Source organism: Pseudaquabacterium pictum (genome assembly GCF_005403045.1).
In the GTDB taxonomy this organism is placed as follows: Bacteria; Pseudomonadota; Gammaproteobacteria; order Burkholderiales; family Burkholderiaceae_C; genus Pseudaquabacterium; species Pseudaquabacterium pictum.
Map to the genome: position 1 here is coordinate 51,890 of NZ_BJCL01000011.1, position 17,247 is coordinate 69,136.

Annotated in this window: 16 protein-coding genes; 8 read left to right on the forward strand and 8 right to left on the reverse strand. The window is 71.1% G+C overall.

Annotated features, from left to right (window positions below):
- Nucleotides 1-20: 20 nt before the first annotated feature.
- Nucleotides 21-1,010, reverse strand: coding sequence for a M14 family metallopeptidase (locus FFT10_RS19175; RefSeq protein WP_137734478.1), 990 nt, complete (start codon nt 1,008-1,010; stop codon nt 21-23).
- Nucleotides 1,011-1,061: 51 nt separating this feature from the next.
- On the opposite strand from FFT10_RS19175, the gene FFT10_RS19180 reads away from it, so the two are divergent.
- Together FFT10_RS19180 and FFT10_RS19185 are read left to right on the forward strand one after the other, a co-directional pair.
- Complete coding sequence (locus FFT10_RS19180) at nt 1,062-2,039, forward strand: glycerophosphodiester phosphodiesterase (RefSeq protein ID WP_137734479.1); 978 nt, start codon at nt 1,062-1,064, stop codon at nt 2,037-2,039.
- A gap of 339 nt (nt 2,040-2,378) precedes the next feature.
- Entirely contained in the window at nt 2,379-2,972 is a 594-nt protein-coding gene (locus FFT10_RS19185; RefSeq protein ID WP_137734480.1) for a hypothetical protein, read from the forward strand.
- Here FFT10_RS19185 and FFT10_RS19190 read toward each other — a convergent pair.
- A complete protein-coding gene (locus FFT10_RS19190) occupies nt 2,946-5,624 on the reverse strand; it encodes an ATP-binding protein (protein ID WP_162520847.1) in 2,679 nt (892 codons plus the stop codon). The genes FFT10_RS19185 and FFT10_RS19190 overlap by 27 nt on opposite strands.
- A 196-nt stretch (nt 5,625-5,820) precedes the next feature.
- Here FFT10_RS19190 and FFT10_RS19195 point away from each other — a divergent pair, with 196 nt between their 5' ends.
- The 4 genes from FFT10_RS19195 to FFT10_RS19210 are packed head-to-tail and all read left to right on the forward strand — an operon-like array spanning nt 5,821 to nt 8,925.
- Nucleotides 5,821-6,129 (forward strand): hypothetical protein, encoded by a 309-nt coding sequence (locus tag FFT10_RS19195; protein ID WP_137734482.1) that lies wholly within the window; start codon nt 5,821-5,823, stop codon nt 6,127-6,129.
- Nucleotides 6,130-6,168: 39 nt separating this feature from the next.
- A complete protein-coding gene (locus FFT10_RS19200; protein WP_137734483.1) occupies nt 6,169-7,284 on the forward strand; it encodes a hypothetical protein in 1,116 nt (371 codons plus the stop codon).
- 39 nt (nt 7,285-7,323) lie between these two features.
- Nucleotides 7,324-7,566, forward strand: coding sequence for a hypothetical protein (locus FFT10_RS19205; RefSeq protein ID WP_137734484.1), 243 nt, complete (start codon nt 7,324-7,326; stop codon nt 7,564-7,566).
- A 30-nt stretch (nt 7,567-7,596) separates the two neighbouring features.
- Nucleotides 7,597-8,925: an MFS transporter gene (locus FFT10_RS19210; RefSeq protein ID WP_137734485.1), complete on the forward strand. Its 1,329-nt coding sequence runs from the start codon at nt 7,597-7,599 to the stop codon at nt 8,923-8,925.
- Here the strand turns inward: FFT10_RS19210 and FFT10_RS19215 are convergent.
- On the reverse strand, nt 8,888-9,646 hold the full coding sequence (locus FFT10_RS19215) for a helix-turn-helix transcriptional regulator (RefSeq protein WP_162520848.1): 759 nt from the start codon (nt 9,644-9,646) through the stop codon (nt 8,888-8,890). The genes FFT10_RS19210 and FFT10_RS19215 overlap by 38 nt on opposite strands.
- Before the next feature lie 145 nt (nt 9,647-9,791).
- On the opposite strand from FFT10_RS19215, the gene FFT10_RS19220 reads away from it, so the two are divergent.
- The gene (locus tag FFT10_RS19220; RefSeq protein WP_137734487.1) at nt 9,792-10,163 is read left to right on the forward strand and encodes a phosphopantetheine adenylyltransferase; all 372 of its coding nucleotides are present in this window, start codon (nt 9,792-9,794) and stop codon (nt 10,161-10,163) included.
- Between the two features lie 6 nt (nt 10,164-10,169).
- Here FFT10_RS19220 and FFT10_RS19225 read toward each other — a convergent pair whose 3' ends face one another.
- The 5 genes from FFT10_RS19225 to FFT10_RS27680 form a co-directional block, all read right to left on the reverse strand.
- Nucleotides 10,170-11,870, reverse strand: coding sequence for an AMP-binding protein (locus FFT10_RS19225; protein WP_137734488.1), 1,701 nt, complete (start codon nt 11,868-11,870; stop codon nt 10,170-10,172).
- Between the two features lie 141 nt (nt 11,871-12,011).
- Nucleotides 12,012-12,836: an HDOD domain-containing protein gene (locus FFT10_RS19230; RefSeq protein ID WP_137734489.1), complete on the reverse strand. Its 825-nt coding sequence runs from the start codon at nt 12,834-12,836 to the stop codon at nt 12,012-12,014.
- Nucleotides 12,837-13,211: 375 nt separating this feature from the next.
- Nucleotides 13,212-14,909, reverse strand: a complete 1,698-nt coding sequence (locus FFT10_RS19235; protein WP_137734490.1) for a GMC family oxidoreductase — start codon at nt 14,907-14,909, stop codon at nt 13,212-13,214.
- 5 nt (nt 14,910-14,914) lie between these two features.
- Nucleotides 14,915-15,574 carry a MarC family protein gene (locus FFT10_RS19240; RefSeq protein ID WP_373282544.1) on the reverse strand — a complete coding sequence of 220 codons (660 nt, stop codon included), beginning with the start codon at nt 15,572-15,574 and terminating at the stop codon, nt 14,915-14,917.
- The gene (locus tag FFT10_RS27680) at nt 15,571-16,497 is read right to left on the reverse strand and encodes a hypothetical protein (protein ID WP_154694092.1); all 927 of its coding nucleotides are present in this window, start codon (nt 16,495-16,497) and stop codon (nt 15,571-15,573) included. The genes FFT10_RS19240 and FFT10_RS27680 overlap by 4 nt, the downstream gene beginning before the upstream one ends.
- Before the next feature lie 194 nt (nt 16,498-16,691).
- Between FFT10_RS27680 and rbp the strand changes: the two genes are divergently transcribed.
- Nucleotides 16,692-17,213 (forward strand): RNA-binding regulator, encoded by a 522-nt coding sequence (gene rbp / locus FFT10_RS19250; RefSeq protein ID WP_137734491.1) that lies wholly within the window; start codon nt 16,692-16,694, stop codon nt 17,211-17,213.
- Nucleotides 17,214-17,247 lie beyond the last annotated feature (34 nt).

Consider the following 17,247-nt stretch of genomic DNA (forward strand, 5'->3'; position numbering starts at 1 on the left):
GTCATCACCCGGGCAGACCGTCAGCCTGTCGCGGCGAAGCGCCGGCTGGCGCGGGCCAGGTAGAACCACTCCTGGCGCGCAGCAGCACGGGCGTTGGGAAACACCAGCCAGCCATCGCCGGGTGCATGCACCGGCGCGCCGCTGGCGCGGTGGCCGATCAGCTCGCCGGCGCGCACCGGGTCGAAGCTCTGCCAGTCGCGCGCGAAGCGGTCGTCGGCATGCTGCTTGTCGACCACCGCATGCAGGCTCAGCGCCTCCAGCGTGGCGGCCGGCGCGGGTGGCGTCTCGTCGGTCATGCCCAGGTGGGCCAGGGTGCGGTGGATGGCGCGCCAGGCCACCTCGGGCGATTGCGGATCGGTGTGGGGGCCGCATTCCAGCGTCAGCCCCCAGCCGCCCTGGGTGCGCATGTACTCGGTGGTGCCCACGCCGTAGCGCGGGTGCAGCTCGGGCAGGGCCTCGGGCGCCAGGCCGTCGGCCTGGGCCTGCTGCGCCCGGGCGGCCACGCCGCTGGCATAGGTGCCCAGCCAGCCGTCCACCGCCCGCGGCACGCCCAGCACGCGGGCCAGGGCTTCCTCGGTGCCGGCATGGCCGAAGGGCTCCAGCCGGCCGTCGTTGTCGGGCGGGCCCACCATCACGAACGGGGCGCCACCGGAATGGAAGGAGTGCAGGTCGAGCAGGCCGTCGTGCGCGGCCAGCAGCGGGCACAGCCAGTTGGCGAGGCGGTCTTCGTAATCGGCCGGAAACGGCTTGGGCTCCAGCGCGCGGTTGAGGTTGCGGTCACCCGCACGCTGGCCGCGCTGGAAGGCCAGCGGGTTGCACACCGGCACGAAGGTGACGCTGCCGCGCCGGATGACCAGCGCGCCCGCGTCGATCTCGGCCAGCACCCGGCGAATGGCCAGCGTGCCGCAGACCTCGTTGCCGTGCACCGCACCGGTGACCAGCAGCCGCGGCCCGGGCGCGTGGCTGGCGATCTGGATGGATTGCAACGGGGTCAGGGGCAGTGTGTGCATGCGGTGATTGTGATGCGGCATACAGTGGCCCTTCCACCGCTGGAGCCCCCGATGCAACGCCTGGCCCTGATCCTCGCCGCCGCCCTGCTGGCACCGCTGCACGCCGCCCAGGCCTTCGACCTGCAGGGCCACCGCGGCGCCCGCGGGCTGGCACCGGAGAACACCATCGCCGGCTTTGCGCGCACGCTGGCCATCGGTGTGAACACGCTGGAGACCGACATCGCCATCAGCCGCGACGGCGTGCTGCTGATCAGCCACGACCCGGCGCTGAACCCGGACATCACCCGCGGGCCCGACGGCCAGTTCCTGGCCGCACGCGGGCCGGTGATCTTCCACACCCCCTGGGCCGAGCTGCAGCGCTACGACGTGGGCCGGCTCAGGCCCGGCACCCGCTATGCCGGCCAGTACCCGGAGCAGCAGCCGGTGGACGGCGCCCGCCTGCCGGCGCTGGCCGAGCTGTTCGACCTGGTCAAGCGCGCCGGTGATCCGCGGCTGCGGCTGGCGCTGGAGACCAAGCTCAACCCGAACACGCCCGACGACACCGCCGCGCCCGAGCCCTTTGCCCGCGCGCTGGTGGCCGCGGTGCGCGACGCCGGCCTGGCCACCCGCACCAGCATCCTGTCGTTCGACTGGCGCACGCTGCAGGTCATCCAGCGCGAGGCACCGGAAATCCCCACCGTCTACCTCACCGCCCGCCAACGCTGGCTGGACAACGTGGGCCGCGGCCCGGCCACGCCCTGGACGGCCGGCTTTGCGCTGGCCGACCACGGCTCGGTGCCGAAGATGGTGCGCGCGGCCGGCGGCAAGGTCTGGAGCAGCTTCCACGGCGACCTGGACGCCGCCCAGGTGAAGGAGGCGCAGGCCCTGGGCCTGCAGGTGCTGGCCTGGACGGTGAACGAACCGGCGCAGATCGAGGCCATGCTCGACCTGGGTGTGGACGGCATCGTCAGCGACCGGCCCGACCGGGTGCGCGAGGCCATGGCCCGGCGCGGCATGCCACTGCCGGCGAGGATCCAGGTCGCCCCATGAGGCGCGCCTGCGCGGCGGCGTGGTGGTGCGGGTGGCTGGTCCACCGCAGCGACCCCAAGGCCGGCCTGCTGCGGCGGCCGGGCGACGAGGTGCTGTCGTGGCTGCCGATCGAGGGGCTGCTCTGCCTGTTGGTGGGGCGGCCGCCCATCCGACGCCAGGCGCCGTCACCGGCCGGTCGCCACTTGCTGGCAGACTGCCCGATCGACAAGACAACAGGGAGTGACCGTGATGCGGGCGTTGTGGAGGGTGGGTGCGGGTGTGCTGGCCGTGGGCGTGCTGGCGGGTTGTGCCGGCCTGCGGCCAGGTGGTGCGGGGCCTGTGGTGGAGCCTGGGTCGCTGGTGCTGGGACCCAAGGCCCGTGTCTGGCGCTGTGAGGCGCACCTGGTCACCGATGCGCAGACCGGCCAGAAGGTCTGCGAGGTGCCGGTGCGGGTGAAGCCGGGCGCACCGGGGCAGGCCTGCGAGATCGATGTGCCGGAGCTCGTCTTCGGCGCCCATGGCGTGGCGGCGCTGCGCTGGACCATTGCCACCCCGGGCTATGTGTTCGACGACGATCCGGCCGGGTTCCGGGGCATCCACCTGCCGCGCAACCGGCTGGGCGACCCCGACGAAACCGGTGAGGCGGCCGATCGCCCGGCGATCGACTACCTGCCCGGGCGCCTGGCCAACCAGTTCCTGCTCGGGCTGCGTCCGTCGCCGCGGCTCATGCTGCACAAGTACGACGTGCGGGTGCGATCGGCCACCGACCCAGCGGTCCGGTGCGTGCTCGACCCGGCGTTCGTGCCCATGCCGCAGACCTCGGCACCGATGCACAACAGTGGCGATGGTTCGGCGCCGATTCCGTTGGCCCGCAGCCCCTGGCCGACCAGCATGGTCGAAGCGACGGTCGCCCAATCGCCCAGGGGATCAAACCGGGCTGTGGTCGGCCAGTAGCGCGCGCACGCGCCGCAGCGCCAACCGCAGCTCGGCGTGCTCCTCGGCGCCGATCTCGTCTGCCAGGGCGGTGGCGCGTGCCAGCGCCACGGCGGCCGCCGCCGGGTTGCCGGCCAGGCGCTCCGTCTCGGCCAGGCCGCAGTGCACCAGGCCCAGGTCGCTCTGGTCGCCGCTGTGCAGCAGCAGGGTTGCGGCCGTGTGCAACTCGGCGCGGGCATCGTCAGGCTGCCCCTGCCGCGCCAGCAAGGGGCCGAGGTAGCTGCGGATCTGGCCTTCCAGGCGGCTGTCGCCCAGCTGCCGGGCAATGTCCAATGCCCGGCGTTGGTGCGACAGGGCGCGCGGCGTGTCACCTTCGGCAGCCGCGACCAGCCCCTGGTTGCACAGCACCATGCATTCCAGGCGCAGCAGGCCCAGCGGGCGGGCCAGGTCCAGGGCATCGCCGAGGTGGCCGGCGGCCAGGTCGTTGCGGCCGAGCAGATGTTCCAGCAGGCCCAGGGTGCACAGGGTGTTGGCCTCGACACGCCGGTAGCCGGCAGCGCGGGCCAGGGCCAGTGCCTCGCCCAGGCGGTTGCGGGCGTCGGTGTTGTGGCCCAGCAGCGTGGCCAGGTTGCCCAGGTTGTTGAGCAGGGCGCATTCCCAGTGGCGCTCGGCCAGCCCGCGTGCCTGCGCCAGGGCCAACCCGAAGTGCTGGCGTGCAGCCGCCAGGTCGCCCACCGCCATCGACGCCGAGCCCAGGCCCTTGTGCGCCTGGCATTGCAGCGCCGGCTGGCCCATCGCGTCGCCCAGTGCGGCGGCGCGCAGCAACTGCCCGCGCGCCAGGGCCGGCTGGCCCATCGCGATGTGCAGCTCGCCCAGCCCGCACAACACCTGGGCGATCAGCGCCTGGTCACCGGACTGTTCTGCCTGCAGCAACGCGGTGTCGAAATCCTGCCGCGATGCCGCCGATTGACCGGATGCCTCCAGCGCGCAGCCGGACACCCAGTCGATGGTGGCACGCATGCGGTCGCTCAGCGCCGGCATGGCGCGCAGGCGGGCCGCCGCGTCGATGGCCGGGCCATAGGGGCCGCGCAGCCGCAGCACGGCCCAGGCCGCCGCCAACGCGCCCACCGCCGATGCGCCGTCGCCGGCCAGCGCTGCGCGCTTGCTGGCCGCCACCAGGTTGTCGGTCTCGATGGCGCCGGCCGCGATGGCCGCGTCGTCGTTCCAGGCGCCGAAGAACCGCCAATGCCGCTGCTGCGCGGCCAGCATCGCGGCCTGCCCGCTGCCGGGGAAGCGGCCGGGCGTCGACAGGTGCTCGGCGGCGTACTCGCGCACGCTCACCAGCAGGTCGAAACGGTCATCGCCGGCGCTGCGCAGCAGCGACTTTTCCAGCAGCGCCTGCACCAGGTCGACGCACCAGGCGTTGTCGTCCACACCGCCCAGGTCGAGCACCGCTTCGGCGGTGTGCAGGCTGAAGCCGCCCTCGAACACCGACAGCTGGGCCAGCGCGGCACGCTCGGCCTGGGAGAGCAGGTCCCAGGACCAGTCCAGCGCGGCACGCAAGGTGGCCTGGCGGTCATGGCGTTCGCCGCTGCCGGCCAGCAGCCGGAAGCGGTCGCCCATGCGCTGCAGCAGCTGGGGCGGCGACATCACGCGGATGCGCACCGCCGCCAGCTCGATGGCCAGCGGCAGGCCGTCCAGCAGCTTGACCAGCGCCTGGATCGCGCTGCTGTCGGCGTCCACGAGGCGGAACCCGGGCTTCAGCTCCGCCGCCCGGCGCACGAACAGCGCCGCGGCATCGTCTGCCGCCAGCGGCGGCAGCACCAGCGTGCGCTCGCCGGCCATGTTCAGCACTTCCCGGCTGGTGACCAGGAAGCGGGCCTGCGGCGCCTGGTCCAGCCACAGGCCGAGGCAGCGCTCCGCGTCGCGCGCCACCTGCTCGAAGTTGTCCAGGATCGCCAGGCAAGGCCCCCGGCCGGCCAGCGCCTGGCCAATCTGCTCCAACGGGTCGCTGCGGCCCAGCGGCAGGTCCAGCCCCTGCGCCACCGCGTGCACGATGCCGTCCAGCCCCCGGGCGGCTGACAAGTCGCAGAACCACACACTGCCGCCTGCGCTGTCGAGTTGGGCGCGACCGAACTGCAGGGCCAGCCGTGTCTTGCCCGTGCCGGCCGTGCCCAGCAGCGTGACCAGCCGCGCGCCGGCGTCGAAACAGCCTGCCAGGTCGCGCAGGGCGGATTCGCGGCCGACAAAGCTGTCGCGGGCGGCGGGCAGGTTGTGCCGAGCGGCCGCCGGCCCGGCACCCTGTGCAGCTGGTGCGGCAGGCGCCGTCAGATCGATGCCGGCTGCGGCGCTGCCACGGCGCGCTGCCACCACGTCGACCGGCGAAGTGAAGCGGTAGCCATGGCCCGGGATGGTGGCGATCAGCTCCGCGCCCAGCAGTTTGCGCAGGCTGCTGATCTGGGTGGCGAGGTTGTTCTCCTCGACCACAGCACCGGGCCAGACCAGGTCCATCAGCGCCTGCTTGGTCAGCAGCTGCCCCGGCCGCTCCGCCAGGCACAGCAGCAGGTCGAAGGCCCTGGCGCCGAGGCCGACCGGCTGGTCATGCGCCCACAGGCGGCGCTCCAGGCGCTGCAGCAGGAACTTGCCGCCGGGTCCGAATCGCAGGCCGGTCATGCACGGGGTGGAAGTGGCGTCCATGGGTGGCCGGGGGGCTGGCGGGTGTCGATCCAGTGTATTGGCGATCGAACCCGGCCTTCAAAACCCGCCGGTCCAGAACGTTTGAGAACGTTTGAGCGCGGTTTGAGGACGGTATGGCGTTGGTCAGACAAAGTCCGTTCATCCACTCCCCACCCACCGAAAGACCACCGCCATGAACCACCCGAAGAAAACCCCCGCCGTGATTCTGCTGGCATTTGCCAGCCTGGTCTTTGCCGGCCAGGCCCATGCCTGCAAATACGACTGGAAGCGCCCGGACCGGTATGCCAAGTGCCTGGCCAACGAGGCCGCCGACAAGATTGCCAATGAGGCCCGGAAATCTGCGGACAAGATCATTGCCGACGCCAACAACCGCGCCAACGGCATCCGGAACGAGGCCACGCAAACGGCCAACAAAACACTCCATGCGGCCCTGTCCACCGCCAAGACCACCAAGGCGGCAGAACCCCAGATCTGCGATTGACGCCTGCGCCCCAAACCACTTCCAACACGAGCATTCAACATGACGACCAACGCTGCAAGATTCGCTCTCCGGCCCCTGCTGGTGTCCCTGGCCGTGCTGGGTTTTGCCAGCCAGGCCCAAGCCTGCGACATCATCTGCAAGGCCAAGAACGCCGCCAACAACGAAGCCCGGAAACTGGTGGACGCCGCCAACCAGCAAGCCGGGGAGATCCTGCGCCAGGCGTATGCCGATGCGCGCAACACCACCGACAAGGCCAACCAGCAATCGGCCAGCATCACGGCAGCCGCCGTCCAGACGGTGGAAACCTTCCGGGCCCGCAGCGCGGCCATCAGCCAGGCCGAATACACCCGGCTCGCATCGGCGGCCAATTCGACCTTGCGGGTCAGCCAATCGGCGCTGACCTCCCTGGCCACCACCGCGCTGACGGCGGGTGCGCTGGACGCCGGCATGCTGGCCAGCCTGCGGGCGGCCAGTGTGACGGCGCTGAACACCCATGCCGGCAAACTGCTGGATGTGCAAGCGCGCCTGTCCAGCCTGGACGGCGACAGCCAGCGGGCGCTCAGCCGGGTGATGCGCGCCATTCCGTCGGGCAAGATCGACAGCCAATCGATGTGCGATGTGCCGCGGCTGGCCAAGAAACTGGGCTTGCTGGCGGGCACCGCTGGCGAAACTGCGTTTGGCGAGGCCGTCAATGCAGGCCAAACCCTGCACGACCAGAATATTCCAGGTGCCCTGGCCAATTCCAATTTCAGCCTGTGCCTGGGCGGTGCAGGCGCTTATGGCGCAGGTGCCAATGCAGCATTCTGCTTTGCCATGGAGGTGACGCCTTCCAACCATCCCTTCTCGCAGAAGCGTGGTTACAAGATGGCGGTGGTCGAAACCCTGGGCGGCTCCGCGGGAATGGGTGCCAGCGTGGGCCCCAGCATGGGTTGGTCGCCCGGCCGCATCGGCACCAAGATCAAGCCGACCATCGGTGTGCAGGGCGGGCTGGGCCCGGTGGGTGTGGGCTTGTCCTGGGACGTGGCACTGCAGGACATGGGCGCCATTCCAGGATTCGCGCTGGGGATTGGCGGTGTGGGCACGCCGGCGTCCGGCACCGTGGACGCGGGGATTTCGCTGCCGCTCGTCACCGGTTACTGGGCGCTCAGCAAGTGAGCATGGCAAGGCCGGCCCGACCGCTGCAGGAAACATCCCATGAACGAGCCGCTGGACAGCCGCTTCACCATCTGTTTCGGCGACGACCCTGACGAGATCGTGACCATCGTCGAGCAACCCAGGTCCGTCGAACATCCGTTGGCGCTGGCGGCAGCGCAGCGCAGTGGTCTTTGCGCAGGGCAGGAGAGCAGCTCGGCCACCGCCTGCCGCCCCGCAGGCAGTGGATCCAACGTGAAACACACCAGGGAAACCCGCAATTGCAATCGTTTGCAGCAGCTCTAGAGTGGCGGTTTTGCCAGCCAAGCCGCCACCATGACCCCGGGCCCCACCAAGCCGCACCTGTCGCTGCGCCAGATCGTCCAGATGAACGTGGGCTTCCTCGGCCTGCAGTTCAGCTTCGGCCTGCAGCAGAGCAACATGGGCCCGATCTACAGCTACCTGGGCGCCGACGAGGCGGCGCTGCCGCTGCTGTCGCTGGCCGGGCCGATGACCGGGCTGCTGGTGCAGCCCATCGTCGGCGCCATGAGCGACCGCACCGCCTCACGCTACGGCCGGCGCACGCCGTACTTCCTGATCGGCGCCATCCTCTGCAGCCTGAGCCTGTTCGCCATGCCCTACAGCGGCGCGCTGTGGATGGCGGCCAGCCTGCTGTGGATCATGGACGCGGCCAACAACACCACGATGGAGCCCTACCGCGCCTACGTGAGCGACCGGCTCGACGAGAAGCAGCATGCCCAGGGCTACCTGACGCAGAGCGCCTTCACCGGCCTGGCGCAGACCTTGAGCTACCTGGCGCCATCGATCCTGGTGTGGCTGGGCATGAACAAGGACATGGTGGATGCCAACAACATCCCGGTCATCACCAAGATCTCGTTCCTGATCGGCGCGGTGCTGTCGATCTGCACCATCGCCTATTCGATCTGGCGCGTGCCCGAGCTGCCGCTCACCCCGCAACAGCGCGCCGAGATCGAAGCCAAGAAGCCCGGCGTGGGCGCCACGCTGCGCGAGATCTGGGATGCCATCGTCGCCATGCCCCCGGCGATGCGGCAGATGGCCTGGATGAAGCTGTTCCAGTGGTACGGCATGGTCTGCTACTGGCAGTACGTCACCTACAGCATCGCCCGCTCGCTGTTCAACACCAGTGACCCCACCAGCACCGGCTTCCGCGATGCGGTGCTGGTCAACGGACAGATCGGCGGCTTCTACAACGCGGTGGCCTTCGTGGCGGCCTTCGCCCTGGTGCCGTTCACCAGGCGCTTCGGCGCCAAGGTGATGCATGCCGCCTGCCTGACGGCCGGCGGCCTGGGCATGCTGGCGATTCCGTCGATCGACCAGCAGGCCTGGCTGTTCATCCCGATGATCGGCGTGGGCCTGTGCTGGGCCAGCATCATGGGCAACCCGTACGTGATGCTGGCCAGCAGCATCCCGCCCGAGCGCACCGGCGTCTACATGGGCATCTTCAACATGTTCATCGTGATCCCGATGCTGATCCAGAGCGTGACGCTGCCGCTGTACTACAAGCCGCTGCTGGGCGGCGATGCGCGCAATGTGGTGCTGCTGGCCGGGGCGCTGCTGCTGTGCGCGGCGGTGGCCACGCTGTTCGTCAAGCTGCCGCAGCGGGCGCCCGAGGGCGCGCGCTGACCCACTGGGCCGGCAGCACGGCGTCGCCCGACAGGTCGATGGTGACACCCAGCGCCAGCAGGCTGCTGGCTGGCAGGCCGAACACCTGCCTGAAGGCGCTGCTGAGGTGCGCCGAACTGGCGAAGCCGGCCGCCAGCGCGGCGTCGGTCAGGTTGCCGCCACCGGCCAGCGTGCGCATCACCACCGCCATGCGCCGCCACATCCGGTAGCGGCGGAACGGCAGGCCGACCTCGCGGTCGAAGCGCGCCCGGAACCGCGATGGCGACAGGTGCGCCACCGCCGCCGCGTCGCGCAGCCGGGCAAACGCATCGGGATGGCGCTCGATCTCCAGCACCACGCGGGCGATGCGGTCGTCCGTGGGCACCCGGCGGGCCAGGCCGAAGGCGGCGAACGCAGCGTCGATCCCCACCGCTGGACCGGCCTCCAGCAGCCGCGCGCGCCCGGCCAGCAGATCGGCCAGGCTGAGCGGGCTGCGCCGGTCCTGCAGGGGGTCGAGGTACAGGAAGGCCATCGAGCCGCTGGACTGCAGGTGGTGCAGCGATTCAGACGGCACCACCGCGGCCTCACAGCGTCGCCAGTCGGACCAGCCGCCGGTGCGGGCCCAGGTCCGCAGCGCGAAGGGCTGCTGCCAGGCCACGGCGATGGTCAGCGCCAGGTTGATGTGCGGCGCCAGGTCCAGCCCCGGGCCGGTGTACAGCGCCCGCGCCGGCCCCACGCACACGCGCGGAAGGACGCGCGGCAGGACGGGCGATTCTTGAAAGCCAGCCGCCAAGCCGGCAGGCACGATGGCCGCATCAGCCACCTTGCGATCCCTGCCCATGCCCGACCTTCCTGCGCACGTTCCGCCCATCCTGAAGTTTCTGCCCATGGCCGGCCTGCTGGTGGCCGGCCTGATCCACCTGCTGCCGGTGGCTGGCGTGCTGGGGCCGGCCACGCTGACGCGCCTGTACGGCGTGCCGGTGGCCGATGCCAATCTGGCCATCCTGCTGCAGCACCGCGCCGTGCTGTTCGGCGTGCTGGGGCTGTTCATGCTGTGTGCGGCGGCCCTGCCGCCGCTGCGGCTGGCCGCGCTGCTGGTCGGCCTGGCCAGCGCCGCCAGCTTCCTGCTGGTGGCCCGCTGGGTGGGCGGCTACAACGCCGCCATCGGCCGGGTGGTCACGGCCGACGTGGTGGCGACCGCCGTGCTGGCCGCCGGCCTGGTGGCCGAGCTGCTGCTGGCCGCGCGGCGCGGGCCGTAGCCGCGGCTACAGCCAGATCACCTTCTTGCGCATGCCGACCCAGCGCTCGTAGCTGGCGGCGTACACCTCTTCCACCCGGTTGCGCTTGACCTTGAAGGTGGGCGTGATGAAGCCGTTGTCCACGCTCCAGGGCTCGGTCACCAGCACCAGGCAATCCATCTGCTCATGCGGGTCCAGCGTGGCGTTCACCGTCTTCAGGTGCTCGGACAGGCCGGCTTCCAGCTCGGCCTTGCCATCGGCCGTCTTGGCCTTGGCCACCGCGCCCTCGTTGAGCATCAGCACCGCCAGCGGCTGGCCCAGGTTGGCGCCGGTCACGCAGCAGGCTTCCACCGACGGGTGCATCACCAGCTTGTCCTCGATGGGCGCCGGGGCCACGTACTTGCCCTTGCCGGTCTTGAACAGGTCCTTCACCCGGCCGGTGATCTTGAGGTTGCCCTCGACATCGAGCGCGCCCTTGTCGCCGGTGTGCAGCCAGCCGTCGGCGGTGAGGGCGTCCTTGCTGAGCTCAGGCTCCTTGTAGTAGCCCAGCATCAGGCCGGGGCTGCGCATCTGGATTTCGCCATTGGCGGGATCGAGCCGGCATTCGACGCCTTCATACGGCTGGCCGACCGTGCCCGGCCGCGGCACGCCGGGCAGCGTGGCGTGCGACAGGCCGCAGTTCTCGGTCATGCCGTAGACCTCGACCAGGTTCAGGCCCAGCGCGCCATACCACTTCAGCAGCTCGGGCGGCATCGGCGCGGCGCCGCCGGCAGCGAACACGCACTGGTCCAGCCCCAGCGCGCCCAGCACCTTCTTGCGAACGATGCCGCTGATGATCGGGATCTTCAGCAGCCGCGCCAGCTTGGCCGGCGGCATCTTGGCCGAGACGCCCTGCTGGAACTTGACCCACAGCCGCGGCACCGAGAAGAACACCGTGGGCCGGGCGCGCTGCAGGTCCTGCGCGAAGGTGTCCAGGCTCTCGGCGAAGAACACCTGCATGTTGGTCGACAGCAGCGCAAATTCCACCAGCGAGCGCTCGGCCACGTGCGACAGCGGCAGGTAGCTCAGCATGCGGCTGTTCTGGTTGAGCATGCTCACCCGCTTCAGGCCGGACGACAGGCTCCAGGCGAAGGTGGCGAAGCTGTGCATCACGCCCTTGGGCATGCCGGTGGTGCCCGAGGTGTACATGATGGTGGCCAGCTCGTCGCCGCTGCGCACCGGGTTGCCGGCCAGCGGCTGGCTGTGGCCCAGGATGGTGGCCCACTGCTCGCAGCCGGGCGGCAGCTCGGCGGCGGCCGGCGCCAGCGGCATGGCGATGCAGTGCATGCCCGCAGGCACGCCCGGGCGCATGCCGGCCCAGCCGTCGAGCTTGCCAATGAACAGCAGCTTGGCCTCGCTGTGGGCCAGGATCTGGCGGATGGTGTCGGCCGCCAGCGTGGGGTACAGCGGCACCGAGACGCCGCCGGCCAGCCAGATGGCGAAGTCGGTGATCAGCCACCAGGCGGTGTTCTTGCTGATCAGCGCCACCCGGTCGCCGGGCTGCACGCCCTGGGCCTTCAGGTGGCTGGCCATGCGGCGGGCCTGGTCCATCACCTGGGCCCAGGTGAAGGTCTCGACCGCTCCGCCGCCCATGGGCTGGGTGAAGACCACCCGCGTGGGCGCCGTCTGCTCCCAGTGGTAGAGGCGCTGCAGCGCCAGTTGCGAGGCATCCACGGGCACGTGACGCATGCTGATCCCTTTCACGGCACAGTACTGGCCGGCTGTCGAAGGGCGGGAGCGTAGCGGTGGGCACCCGCGCTGCCCAGAGGGGGTTTCCAGATCAGGGCACCTCCTGAGCCCGGCGCAGGGAACCCCGCACCACCGGCGGGATCAGCCGCCGCGGCCGTGGGCCTGGGCGGCCTGCAGGTCGTTCAGCAGCTTGCGGGTGGCGCGCAGCACCAGGGTGGTGTCCAGGTCGGCCTGCGGCGCGATCTGCGGCACCACCTCGTCGACGGACGGCGGCATGGTGACGATGGCCGCGGCGATCACCGACAGCGCCAGCACGCTGCGCCGCGCCGGCGCGCCCGGCAGCTCCAGCAGGCCCTGGGCGGTGACATGGTGGCGCACGCTGGACACCGCCGCCGGGCCCAGGCCCCAGCTCTCGCACAGCGCCGCGCCCAGCGCGTCGTGGCTGACGCCGAAGCCGGTGTGCTCCAGCTGGCACAGGTCGGCGTCGGTGGCGGCGGCGCGCAGCATGGCGCGGTAGTGGTCGGTGGCATGGCGGAACAGCACCGCCTTGCCGCATTCCTCGAACAGCCCGGCCGAGTGCGCCGCCCAGGCATCCAGCCCCAGCGCCGTGGCCAGCCGGCCCATCAGCAAGCCGCGGTGGGCCGCGCGCTGCCAGATCGGCTCCAGCTCGGGCGCCGGCGGAAATGCCGCGCGCAGGCCCATCTCGAAGGTGATGGCCGCCACCTCGCGGGTGCCCAGGTAGGTGATGGCCTGCTGCACGCTCTGCACCCGGCCGGCCAAGCCGTACAGCGACGAGTTCACCGCCTTCAGCACCGCAGCGGCCAGCGCCATGTCGGACTCGACCAGGGCGGCCACCGCCTGCTGGTTGACATCGTCCTCGGCCAGCAGCAGCGACAGCTTGACCAGCGCATCGGGCTTGGCCGGGATGTCGATCTCGAGGGTGCGCAGTTCGGGGGAGACGGACATGGCAGCAGGCCGCGGCGGCGGCAGTGGTGGTGGCGGGACCTGGCGGGGCGGATCAGGACGGCAGGCCCTGGCGAGACTAGCCCCGGCACCCCGGCGGCAAAGCGCTGAAGTCCATGCCCGGCCGGGCGCTTTTCCGGCGCTGCGGCGCCGGCCGGCCAAAAAAAACGCCAGGCATCGGCCTGGCGCGGTCAAGTCGGGGCGGCCGGTGGAGGCGCTGTGTGTTGGTGTTGCGCCCGGTCCGCCACGTGTCTCGTTCTGCTGTCTGTGTCTCCTCGGTCCCCCGGGCCCCTGCGGCCGACTGCTGCCGGCCGCAAGCGCCGAGTGCCCGGAATGTAGGCAGGTGCCCGCCCGGCGTCAGCCCGGATTTACCCGCCGTCAAGCCGCGGCAGGCCGCAGCAGCCAGTCGGCCGCGCGCTCGGCGATCATCAGCGTGGGCGAGTTGGTGTTGCCGCTGGTGATGCGCGGCATCACGCTGGCATCGGCGATGCACAGGTTGCGCACGCCGCGCACCCGCAGCGTGGAGTCGACCACCGCCAGCGGATCATCGGCCGCGCCCATGCGGCAGGTGCCCACCGGGTGGAAGATGGTGGTGCCGATGTCGCCGGCCAGCCGCGCCAGCTCATCGTCCGTCTGGAACTGCACGCCCGGCTTCACTTCCTGGGGACGGTACTTGGCCAGCGCCGGCTGGGCGGCGATGCGGCGGGTCAGCCGCAGGCTGTCGGCAGCCACCAGGCGGTCGGCCTCGGTGCTCAGGTAGTTGGCCTGGATGGCCGGCGCATCCTGCGGTCGCGGGCTGGTGATGCGCACCGTGCCGCGCGAGGTGGGGTTGAGGTTGCAGACGCTGGCGGTGAAGGCGTTGAAGCGGTGCAGCGGCTCGCCGAAGGCGTCCAGGCTCAGCGGCTGCACGTGGTACTGCACGTTCGGGTGGTCGAAACCCGGCGCCGAGCGGGTGAAGCAGCCCAGCTGCGACGGCGCCATGCTCATCGGCCCGCTGCGGCGCAGCATGTATTCCAGCCCGATCAGGCCCTTGCCCCACCAGCTGTTGGCCAGGGTGTTGAGCGTCTTCACGCCCTCGACCTGGAACACCGCGCGGATCTGCAGGTGGTCCTGCAGGTTCTCGCCGACGCCGGGCAGGTCGTGCGCCACCGAGATGCCATGCTGCTGCAGCAGCCCGCCCGGGCCGATGCCCGAGAGCTGCAGGATCTGCGGCGTGCCCACCGCGCCGGCGGCCATCACCACCGCATGGCGGCCGCTGCCCGCGTCGTCGGCCAGCCGCGCCACCAGCGGGGTGGCAGCCAGCTGGTTGTCCTTGCCGCGCGGCAGCACCTCGACGCCGGTGATCCGCAGGCCCTGCTCACCCTGGGCGGTGACCAGGCGGCTGACCTGCGCGCCGGTCCACACCTGCAGGTTGTGCCGGTGCTGGATCGGCCGCAGGAAGGCCTTGGTGGCATTCCAGCGGATGCCACCGCGCTGGTTGACGTCGAAATAGCCCACGCCCTCGTTGCTGCCGCGGTTGAAGTCGTCGGTGGCGGGGATGCCCGCTTCCTGCGCCGCGGCGGCAAAGGCGTCGAGGATCTCCCAGCTCAGGCGCTGCTTCTCCACCCGCCACTCGCCGCCGGCGCGGTCGCCCTTGGGGTCGAAGCCGGGGGCGGCATGGACGTCGCTGGCGCCGCGCCAGTGGTCCTCATGGCGCTTGAAGTAGGGCAGGCAATCGTCCCAGCGCCAGCGCGCGTCGCCGGTGGCGGCGGCCCAGCCGTCGTAATCCCGCGCCTGGCCGCGCATGTAGATCATGCCGTTGATGCTGCTGCAGCCGCCCAGCACCTTGCCGCGCGGGTAGCGCAGCTTGCGGCCGTTCAGGCCGGCGTCGGGCTCGGTGAAGAACTGCCAGTCGGTGCGCGGGTTGCCGATGCAATAGAGATAGCCCACCGGGATGTGCACCCAGAGGTAGTCGTCGTTGCCGCCGGCCTCGATCAGCAGCACGCGGTTGGTGGACACGGCACTCAGCCGATTGGCCAGCAGGCAGCCGGCGGTGCCGGCGCCGACGACGATGTGGGTGTAGGTCAGGTCGCTCATCAGTGTCAGCCGCGCAACGTGGGGCTCGCCAGGATCGGGAACAGCTTCACCAGCCCGTCGGCCAGCAGTTCCACCGCCATCGCCGCCAGGATCAGGCCCATCAGCCGCGTCATCACGTTGATGCCGGTGCGGCCCAGCACCCGGGCGATGCGCCCGGACGCCGCAAACGCCGCGTAGGTGGCCAGGCCGATCACCACGCCGTAGCCCACGATCACCGCGTGTTCCCACAGGTGGCGGGTCTTCTCGGCATAGATCACCACCGTGCTGATGGTGGCCGGGCCGGTGAGCAGCGGGATGGTCAGCGGCACCACCGCCACGCTGACGCCGGCGTCGGCCTTGCTCTGGCCCTCGGCCAGGTCGTCCTTGCCGCTTTCGGCCGGCTGGGCATTGAGCATGTGCAGCGCCGAGATCAGCAGCAGCATGCCGCCGCCCACCTGGAAGCTGGCGATCGAGATGCCGAAGAAACCGATGATCTGCAGCCCCGCCACGCCGCTGACGGCGATGACGCAGAAGGCCGAGAAGGCGCTGACCCGCAGCGTGCGCATGCGCTGCTCGCGGTTCAATCCCTGGGTGAAGGTCAGGAAGAACGGCACCGCGCCGATCGGGTTGACGATCGCCAGCAGGGCGATCAGGGGCTTGAGCAGATCCAGCGGAGGAGGCGTCATGGCAGGGCCGGCGGGTCGTCGTCGCTGCGGCGCAGCGCCAGGAACAGCTCGCAAAGCCCGCGAAGGTACACCACGCCCGGCACCACCAGCCCCAGCGCAAACACCAGCCCGGCACCGGTGAGCGCCGACTGCGTGGCTGCCGACAACGCCGGCGCCCCCGGCGCCATGCGCAGGCCCTGGCCGAACAGCGCGGCCAGCAGCGGCTGCGGCGCGAGGTCGATCTCCAGCACGCCCACGGCCAGCGCCAGCAGCGCCCGGCCGCCGGCCAGCACCACCACGCTGACCAGGCCGGCCACGGTGGCGGTGAGCAGGCTGACCGCGGCCGACAGCATCAGCGCATGGGCGAAGCGCCGCCGCACCTGGCGCAGCAGCAGGGCCAGCGTCTGGCACACGCCCAGCCCGGCCCACACCGCTGGCGCGGCCAGCGGACCCACCAGGGCCACCAGCGCCACACCGGCCAGGCCCAGGGCCGGCACGCCCAGCGCCACCGCCGCGCCCAGCAGGGTGGGCCCGACCGCCGGCAGCCGGCTGGCCCACAGCAGGCCCAGCACCACGGCCAGCAGCAACGCGGCGGCGGCCAGCACGCACAGCACCACCGCCAGCAGCCGGTGGGCGCTGCGCAAGGCATCGCGCAGCGCGTCGCCCGGCAGGCGCGGCTCGCGGCCGCAGGCCTCGTCCATCAGCACCAGGCCGGCGGCGTTGGTGGTGTAGAACAGGCAGAAGAAGGCCGCAGCCAGCCACAGCGCAGCCGCGGTGCCGGCCTCGCGGGCCAACGCGCCCTGGGCCAGCGTCATCAGCAGACTGGCGCCGGCGAAGGCCAGCATCAGGAGGTACAAAGCGCGTGCATTGCGCACCGATTCGATGCTCTGAAGCACCGCATTGAGCGCCTGCAGGGCGCCGTGATCGACCGGTTGTACCCGCATGACAACACTCATGATACGTGCGGGTTAGCACTTGCCCTCAGGCGCTGGGCGCGCTAGACGTTTTGCCACCATAATGACTCGAGAGGGCGTCTGCGCCCTCGGCCCGTGTCTGGAGACGGCGCCTGCTGCTTGAATGGTTCATGCCGGGATGAAGCTCCACATGGTTTACTTTTCTTGAGAAGGAGCTTCCCCTCATGGGAAACAAGCTTTACGTCGGCAACCTGGCCTACTCGGTGCGCGACGAATCCCTGCAGCAGGCGTTCGGGCAGTTCGGCAGCGTCACGTCTGCCAAGGTGATGATGGACCGCGAAACCGGCCGCTCGAAGGGCTTCGGCTTCGTCGAGATGTCCTCGCCGGCTGAAGCACAGGCCGCCATGAACGCGATGAACGGCCAGCCGCTGGAAGGCCGCGCCATCGTCGTGAACGAAGCCCGCCCGCGTGAAGAGCGCCCGGGTGGTTACGGCGGTGGTGGCGGCGGCGGCTACGGCGGCGGTGGTGGCCGCAGCGGTGGCGGCGGCGGCTACGGTGGTGGCGCCGGCGGCGGTGGTGGCGGCTACGGTGGTGGCGGCGGCAGCCGCAGCGGCGGTGGCGGCGGCTACGGCGGTGGTGCGGGCGGCGGCGGTGGTGGCGGCGGTGGCCGCAGCCCCTACGGCACCGGTCGCGGCCCGCGTGGCGGCGGCGGCGGTGGCTACGGTGGCGGCAGCCAGGGCTACTGATCCACCGGCAGCACAGCCTGCCAACTGAAGAAGG